This window comes from Halomonas garicola (assembly GCF_031935715.1).
GTDB lineage: Bacteria > Pseudomonadota > Gammaproteobacteria > Pseudomonadales > Halomonadaceae > Vreelandella > Vreelandella garicola.
On record NZ_JASSZF010000067.1, the window covers coordinates 1 to 1782 of the forward strand.

A 1782-nucleotide genomic window follows, 5' to 3' on the forward strand; every position below is an offset into this window, starting at 1 on the left:
CAGGGCCTGATTCATGTGCGAGGCGCCGGCATTCCACCAGGGACCTCGCCCATTCCCCGCTGACTTCCAGGCACGCTGACCATCCAAGCCCAGCGCCAGAAGCTTGCGGCGCCGGGTCTTTGGACGTTTCCACTGCCGCCAGATCACACAACGCAGTCGGCGACGTACCCAGCTATCCAGCGCTTCCAGCGGTCGCTTCACGTCAACGAGACTGAAGTAGCTGGCCCAGCCCCGCAGGACGGGAGCCAGCTCTCTGGTGATACGCCGAATGCTGCGCCCCCTGCCGCGTTTGAGGATATCGCGGACACATTGCACCAGGCGCTGCAGGCTGGCCTTGGCCAGCGTCAACTTCGGCAGCTTGTGCCGAGTCAGCGTGTAGCCTAGGTATCCCCGGCTCCAGGGTCGGTCCACCGCACTTTTGTCGCGATTGACCGTCAGCCGGAGCGAATTCTCGAGAAAATCACTCAGGCTGGCCATGACGCGCTCGCCCGCTCGCCGACTCCTGACATACACCTGTATGTCGTCGGCGTAACGGCAGAAGCGGTGGCCGCGGCGTTCCAGCTCCTTGTCCACGTCATCCAGCAGGATATTCGCCATCAGCGGACTCAGCGGTCCGCCCTGAGGTGTTCCCTGCCGACGTGGTGAGACCAGGCTGTCCTGGAACATGCCGGCCTCCAGGTAGCGGCGAATCAGGCGCAGCACCCGCTTGTCGCGGACGCGACGCGCGACCCGCGCCATCAGCAGGTCGTGGTTCACCCGATCGAAGAAGGCTTCCAGATCGAGATCGACCACCCAACGGTGGCCAGCCGCGACATGGTCCTTCATGGCCGAGACGGCCTGCTGAGCACTGCGTTGGGGGCGGTAACCGTAGCTCGATGCGGAGAAGCCCGGATCGAAGAGCGGCGTCAGCACCTGCAGCAGCGCCTGTTGGATCAGCCGGTCACTGACCGTGGGGATGCCGAGCTGACGCGTCCCGCCCTTGGGCTTGGGGATCTCGACGGCTCGGACCGGGCTGGGGTGGTACTCTCCGGCCAGCAGCCGCTCGCGCAGCGTCGGCCAGTATTGCTTCAGGTGGTCGGCCAGTTGGTCCACCGACATGCCATCGGCACCCGGTGCCCCCTTGTTGGCGACCACCCTCCGGTAAGCCCGCTGCATGTTGTCGGTGGCGACCACCGCTTCCATGAGCGAGGCGGACTCCGCTTTCGTCCACGATAACGACGCCGGGACCGTCTCGACGCCCACCGGCTGGAGCTCGGGGTACTGCCCCTGCCCCTCTGGGTGGGTGACGGTATTAGCGCCACTTTCTGTCTTCATGATCGATCCTCGAGACGTCATCGCCTACTCGCGGTTCTTCATGTTCGGCCCTTGGTGCCGGGGTGAGTCGGCACTTACTATGGCCTCGGCTGACGTCTGGCGGTCCATCCCGTCACCTCTCGACGCCGGTAGCACTGTGGCAGACCACCAGACCTCCCAGGGTAAGACGCGCGACCTTCCTCCCATCTACCCGCCGCATTTACCTCCACACCTTCCGGATAGCTATTGGGCTTCGAGTCTCATTGCCCTCTCGCCCAGATGTGGCTGCCTCATATGCGATTCCTGTTCGTCGGGCCGGGAGTTTGCCTGCAGCTTCCTTCAGATTCCGCCTCGCGACGGACACCCTTGCTGTTCGGCTAACGGTTCCCGCTATCAAGGTCCGTAGGGGACTCTCACCCCCAAGTCATCCCGGGGCACTACCCCCGGGAACAGCACCTGTCGGTGCTACGCGCCATGCCTGGCGCACAA

1 protein-coding gene is annotated in these 1782 nt (G+C 64.4%); it reads right to left on the minus strand.

The window, feature by feature from the left end:
* Positions 1-1314: group II intron reverse transcriptase/maturase (gene ltrA, locus RS027_RS13450; protein ID WP_311957754.1), on the minus strand; the 1314-nt coding region annotated here is incomplete at its 3' end.
* Between the last annotated feature and the right edge of the window lie 468 nt (positions 1315-1782).